Origin of the sequence: Syntrophomonas sp., from assembly GCF_028707975.1 — a bacterium.
Taxonomy (GTDB): domain Bacteria; phylum Bacillota; class Syntrophomonadia; order Syntrophomonadales; family Syntrophomonadaceae; genus Syntrophomonas.
This window is the reverse complement of record NZ_JAQVZX010000025.1, coordinates 21890-27889: the sequence shown is the minus strand read 5'-3', so window position 1 is coordinate 27889 and position 6000 is coordinate 21890. Positions and strand designations below refer to the sequence as shown.

6 protein-coding genes are annotated in these 6000 nt (G+C 48.6%); all 6 read left to right on the top strand.

Annotation, left to right across the window (positions count from 1 at the left end; translation table 11 throughout):
* Positions 1-803, top strand: an 803-nt coding sequence (gene prfB, locus PHP87_RS05380; protein ID WP_299919298.1) for a peptide chain release factor 2, incomplete at its 5' end; no start/stop codon positions are given.
* A gap of 51 nt (positions 804-854) precedes the next feature.
* Entirely contained in the window at positions 855-1682 is an 828-nt protein-coding gene (locus PHP87_RS05375; RefSeq protein WP_299919296.1) for a transketolase, read from the top strand.
* Positions 1683-1792: 110 nt separating this feature from the next.
* On the top strand, positions 1793-2728 hold the full coding sequence (locus PHP87_RS05370) for a transketolase family protein (protein ID WP_299919295.1): 936 nt from the start codon (positions 1793-1795) through the stop codon (positions 2726-2728).
* 78 nt (positions 2729-2806) lie between these two features.
* Entirely contained in the window at positions 2807-3487 is a 681-nt protein-coding gene (ftsE, locus tag PHP87_RS05365; RefSeq protein WP_299919300.1) for a cell division ATP-binding protein FtsE, read from the top strand.
* Positions 3484-4368 (top strand): permease-like cell division protein FtsX, encoded by an 885-nt coding sequence (gene ftsX, locus PHP87_RS05360; RefSeq protein WP_299919294.1) that lies wholly within the window; start codon positions 3484-3486, stop codon positions 4366-4368. Before ftsE ends, ftsX begins: the two co-directional genes overlap by 4 nt.
* Positions 4369-4644: 276 nt before the next feature.
* Positions 4645-5784 carry a peptidoglycan DD-metalloendopeptidase family protein gene (locus PHP87_RS05355; protein ID WP_299919293.1) on the top strand — a complete coding sequence of 380 codons (1140 nt, stop codon included), beginning with the start codon at positions 4645-4647 and terminating at the stop codon, positions 5782-5784.
* The last annotated feature ends 216 nt before the right edge of the window (positions 5785-6000 follow it).

Genomic DNA, 6000 nt, shown 5'->3' with positions numbered 1-6000 from the left:
TGCTAGTATTACAGAAGAAATTTCGGGAATTTGAACTGTTGGTTTTATTTTCTGGCCGGCATGATTACAGCAATGCTATTGTTTCTCTTCATGCCGGAGCTGGAGGAACTGAAGCCCAGGACTGGGTGGAAATACTGTTCCGGATGTATACCCGCTGGGTGGAAAGCACCGGGTACAGCATGGAGATTTTTGACTTTCTGGATGGCGATGAGGCCGGTATCAAGAGTGTGACTTTTCTAGTTAAGGGCGCTTATGCTTTTGGCAAGCTAAAATGTGAAGAAGGGGTGCATCGCCTTATTCGCATATCTCCTTTTGATTCTTCCGGGCGCCGCCATACATCATTTGCCTCCCTTTCCGTACTGCCCGAAATAAATGAGGATATAGAGGTATTGATTAATGCCGAGGATTTGCGCATTGACACCTATCGTTCCAGCGGGGCCGGGGGGCAGCATATCAACAAAACCGATTCGGCGGTTCGCATAACCCACCTGCCCAGCGGAATTGTGGTACAATGCCAAAACGAGCGTTCCCAGCATGCCAATCGGCTGGCAGCCATGAAGATATTGCAAGCCAAATTCTATGCTTTAAAGCAGAAAGAAGCCCAGGATAAGCTGCAGAGTATCAAGGGAGACTATAAAGAGATTGCCTGGGGAAGCCAGATCCGAACCTATACCTTGAATCCTTTCAACCTCATCAAAGACCACCGAACCAATATGGAGATAGGCAATGTACAAGCAGTGTTGGATGGGGACCTGGATGATTTGATTTTCGCCTGCCTGCATTGGAAGAGTAAAATGCTGTAAGGAATAGAGATAAAGTAAATACTATAAATACTATATATGAGGGAGATTAATGTGAGAAAGATTGGTGAAGAAGAGCTGGTCATTACCAGCGAAAAAGCAGGAATCATCAGGCAGGAAATAATAAAAATGCTGGGTGAAGCCGGTTCCGGACATACCGGAGGCTCCCTATCAGCTGCCGATATTCTGGCCTGCTTGTATTTCTGGGAAATGAAGCTTGACCCCAAAAAGCCGGACTGGGAAGAGCGGGATCGTTTTGTCCTCAGCAAAGGTCATGCCGCCCCGGTTCTTTATGCCGCCCTGGCGGAGAAGGGATTTTTCCCCCGGGAATACCTACGAACCCTTCGCAAGCTGGGCAGTCCCCTGCAGGGCCACCCGGATATGCGCCAACTGGTTGGGGTCGAAGCCTGTACAGGTTCGCTGGGACAGGGTATTTCCTGGGCGGTGGGGATGGCCCTGGCTGGCAGAATGGATCAGAGGAACTACCGGGTTTATGCCCTGCTGGGCGATGGCGAATTGGAAGAAGGTATGGTGTGGGAGGCCGCCATGGCTGCAGCCCATTATCGCTTGGATAATCTGCTGGCCCTGGTGGACAATAATGGTTTGCAGATAGATGGCAATATAGCCGAGGTCATGTCACCTGAACCCATAGCCCGGAAGTTTGCTGCTTTTAACTGGAATACCCTGGAGATAGACGGGCATGACCACCGCCAGATTATGGAGGCCTTAAATAGCGGTCGTTCTTTTAAGGGTCGTCCTACCGCAGTAATTGCCCATACTACCAAAGGCAAGGGTTGCTCCTTTATGGAAAACCGGGTGGAATGGCATGGTACCGCTCCCAACCGGGAGGAAACGGAAAAAGCTTTAGCGGAACTGGCCTAAAGCAAAATAATTGGAGGTTCACTTTACTTCAAAACCCTTTTGCATATTTATTACTTTTTGCAGTGACATCAATAGTACATTTTGCAGTGAAACTTAGGGAGGAAAGACTTTTGAAAAAGCAAGCAACGAGAGATGCTTATGGCCAGGCTCTGCTAGAGCTGGGGGCCTTGTATGATAATGTAGTAGTTCTGGATGCCGACCTGTCCAAGTCCACCAAGACGGTGGAATTTGCCAGAGCCTATCCGGAAAGATTTATCAATGCCGGGATTGCAGAGCAGAATATGATGGGTATGGCCGCCGGGCTGGCCAGTTGCGGCAAGGTGGTCTTCGCCAGTTCTTTCGCTATTTTTGCTACCGGGCGGGCTTTCGAGCAGGTCCGCAATTCCATTGCCTATGCTAACCTTAATGTAAAAATCTGCGCTACTCATGCCGGGATTACCGTGGGTGAAGACGGGGGCTCGCACCAGTCGGTGGAGGACATCGCTTTGATGCGCAGTGTACCTAATATGACGGTTATAGTACCTGCGGATGGGATAAGCACCCGCAAAGCCCTTTTCCAACTCTACCAGCATGATGGCCCCGCCTATCTGCGCCTGGGGCGTCCGGCCGTTCCACAGATTCACCACCCTGAGATGGAATTTGCCATTGGACGGGCGGTGGAACTGCGTAGCGGGAAAGACCTCAGCCTGATGGCCTGTGGCATAATGGTGAGCAAGGCTTTGCAGGCGGCCGAAATTCTGGCCGGCGAGGGGATAGAGGTTTCCGTTGTTGATATGCTGAGCATCAAACCACTGGATAAGGAAATGATTATCAGCAAGGCCAGAGAGAGCGGAGCTTTATTGACCCTGGAAGAACACAGTATAATAGGTGGTTTGGGAAGCGGCGTTTGTGAAGTGGTATGCGAGTATTGCCCGGTGCCGGTAAGCTGCCTGGGTATAAATGACCTCTTTGGCCAGTCGGGCAGTCCGGAGGAACTCCTGCAGTATTACGGGCTGGGAGTAGAACAAATAGTGGAAAAAGCCCGAAATTTACTTAAAAAGAAATAAAAGAAAAAAGGATTTTTCGGCCTTTTTGTAGAACCACCTTGAAGGTGGTTTTTTTCTGTCTTTGGAGGATAATAAATGTTGGTGCAGTTTTATAATGTTTCTAAAATTTATAGCAATGGGGTTAAGGCCCTGGATGATGTTTCTTTGAAAATAGAACGGGGGGAATTTCTTTTTCTTATGGGGCCCAGCGGGGCCGGGAAATCAACCCTGATAAAGCTTTTTTTCCGGGAGGAAGCACCTACCCGGGGGCAGATATTTATTGCTTCCCGCAGTATTGTGCGGATGAAGCGCAGTGAAGTACCCCGCTTGCGGCGGAATATAGGTATAGTATTTCAAGATTTTAAACTGCTGGAAAACAAGACCGCCAGTGAAAATATCGCCTTTGCCATGGAAGTTGTAGGGGCTAATCCTAAAGAAATACGCCAACGGGTCGCAGAAGTCATTGAGATGGTAGGATTAAAAGGCAGAGAAAAGTCTTTCCCTGGTGAATTATCAGGAGGAGAGCAACAGCGGATAGGCATTGCCCGGGCTTTGGCCAATCGCCCTCTCTTGCTTATTGCCGATGAGCCCACGGGTAATTTGGATATAGACACCTCCCGGGAGATTATGGAACTGCTTTTCGATATTAATCGTAAGGGAACTACGGTTATTATGGCAACCCATGCCCGGGAACTGGTAAAGGCTGCCCGTAAACGCGTCATTCTGCTGGATAAAGGACGGGTTGTCGCTGATAACCCGAACGGGGAGTCAATCGTATGATTCTGAGAAATGTTATGTATTTCTGGCGCGAGGCCTGGAAATCCCTGCGCCGGAACAAGGTTTTGACTATAGCCAGTGTTTCCACCGTTTCTATTTGTATATTGATACTGGGAATGGCCGTGTTAATGACGGTAAACGCCGGAAGCGTCATGAAAAAGCTGGAATCTGATGTCGAAATGGTGGCTTTTTTGGAGCACGCTTTGACCAGGTCCCAGATTTCGCAGATTGAGGAGAAAATCTCCCAGCTGGATGGGGTAAAGAGCGTCAAGTTCGTTTCCCGGGATACGGCCTTGGCCCGGCTGGGAAAAAGCTATGGCAATAAAGAATATGATCTTAAATCCACCCTGGGCAAGAACCCCTTGCCCCATAGCTTCGAAGTCAAGGCCAGGAACCCGCATGATGTACCGCGTATTGCGAGCAAAGTTGATAAGATCGATGGGGTTTACAAGGTAAATTACGGCCAGGGGGTAGTGGAAAGGCTGTTCGCCGTGACCAAGTGGGTACGGGCTATCAGCCTGGCCTTTATTGTACTGCTGTCCCTGGGGGCTGTTTTTTTGATAGCCACTACCATTCGCCTGGCTATTTATGCCCGGCGCAAGGAAATATACCTGATGAAGTTGATTGGAGCCACTGACTGGTTTATACGCTGGCCCTTCTTTATTGAAGGCATATTGCTGGGGACCCTGGGGGCTCTTTTGTCCATTCTTTTGTTGGCTGGAGCCTACAGCTCACTGATCAGCAATATGGGGAGTGTCTATTTTATTCCGCTGGTAACCGGCGGTCCCATATTGGGTCGGCTTTATATCGCTTTGTTGGCCGCCGGAACGGTTTTGGGAGTGGCAGGAACCTCTATTTCACTAAATCGCTTTTTAGATGTGTAGCATACGGAGGACGGAAGGCGGAAGCTGGAGGGCGGAATGGACCGGAACTCAGGCAAAACTACTTCGAGTTAAATAGATATTTAAATAGATATAATTGACACTGGGTGTCGGGCCGCGGGTGGTAGCGACCCCAGGCCATGGGGGGTTAGTAAGAAAATAGTTTTTTGATGCTGAAGGATGAAGTTGTCAACAACCCCGTCCCCGTGTCAACCCTTGGATGGTTAGTAAGAAAGTAAACGCGGATGCGGGTCTATATATAGGGGAGGATTTAATAAAATGAGCAAAGCAACGAAAACGCTGGTCTGGTTCCTGACACTATTCCTGGGTTTAGCTTTAATTTTTCCGGTTTCGGCCGGCGAATTGGAAGAACAGCAAAAAAAGCTGCAGGATGTCGATTGGCAGATAAACCGGCAAAAGAGCAATTTGGATCAGGCCCAGAAAAAAGAAAAGACCATAATGGGGCAACTGCAAAATATTGAGCAGAACATAATCCGAACCGAAAATGAAATCAAAACTCTGCGGGAGCGGGTAGACTTTCTGGAGGGTAGTATAGCGACAACCGAAAAGGATATTGCGGAAATGGAGGCCAAACTGGCAGAGCAGAGTGATATCTTAAGCGAGCGTATGGTTTTTATTTATGAGGAGGGAGACCTTACCTACTTGCAAGTATTGTTATCGGCAACGGACATCAACGACTTTCTAACCCGCTATGATATGTTAAACCTTATTGTGGAACAGGATGTGGAGTTGATTGATTCCATAAATAAGCAGAGAAAAGCTCTGAACGAAAAAAAGGACTCGCTCGAAGCAAACCGAAAAGAGTTGCTAAATGCCCAGCAGAGCCAGGAGGAAAAGAAAGGGATACTGGGCCAGGAACAAGAGCAGAAGGCAGTAGTATTGAGCAGTGTCCAAAAAGAAAAGAAGGCTTTAAAGCAAGCCCTGGAGGAACTGGAAAAAGCTTCCCAGGAAATAGAAACCATGATCAAGAGGCTTCAATCCAGTGGTAGCGGGTCTCAGCTTGGGTCTGGAACCTATACCTGGCCAACTCCTTCATGCAAGACTATAACTTCGTCTTATGGAATGAGATATCATCCGACACTTAAGACCAGAAAACTGCATACCGGGATGGATATAGGCGCTTCGCAGGGCAGTACCATTGTAGCCGCTGACAGTGGAGAAGTGATTTATGCTGGTTGGATGTCGGGTTATGGGCAGGTAACGGTTCTGGAACACGGAAATGGGATGTCCACTTTGTATGCCCACCAGTCTGCTTTCCTGGTAAAGAAAGGGGCACAGGTAAGTAAAGGCCAGGCTATAGGCAAGGTAGGCAGCACCGGTTGGAGCACCGGACCCCACCTGCACTTTGAGGTTCGGGTCAATGGCAGTCCGGTTAACCCCACGGGCTATGTAAAATAGGGAAGGTATGATGGACAAGTTTTATTGGGAACGGCGGGAGCAGAGCACCCGCCGCTCTTGCTTCTACGCTTACTTGTGATTCGATGGAGCTAAGCAATATTTCATTAAGTTACCGAAAAACTCCCATCTGATGTTCCTAACTACTTCCACCCTTCAACCCCATCAACAGTTTGCAAGATTGTGTTGTGCCGGCTAATCGAGTAACATATTAAATGT

Bases quoted from the DNA above. Each gene is read 5' to 3' on its own strand.
- ftsX (WP_299919294.1), top strand. From the start codon at position 3,484: ATGATTCTGAGAAATGTTATGTATTTCTGGCGCGAGGCCTGGAAATCC.
- PHP87_RS05355 (WP_299919293.1), top strand. From the start codon at position 4,645: ATGAGCAAAGCAACGAAAACGCTGGTCTGGTTCCTGACACTATTCCTG.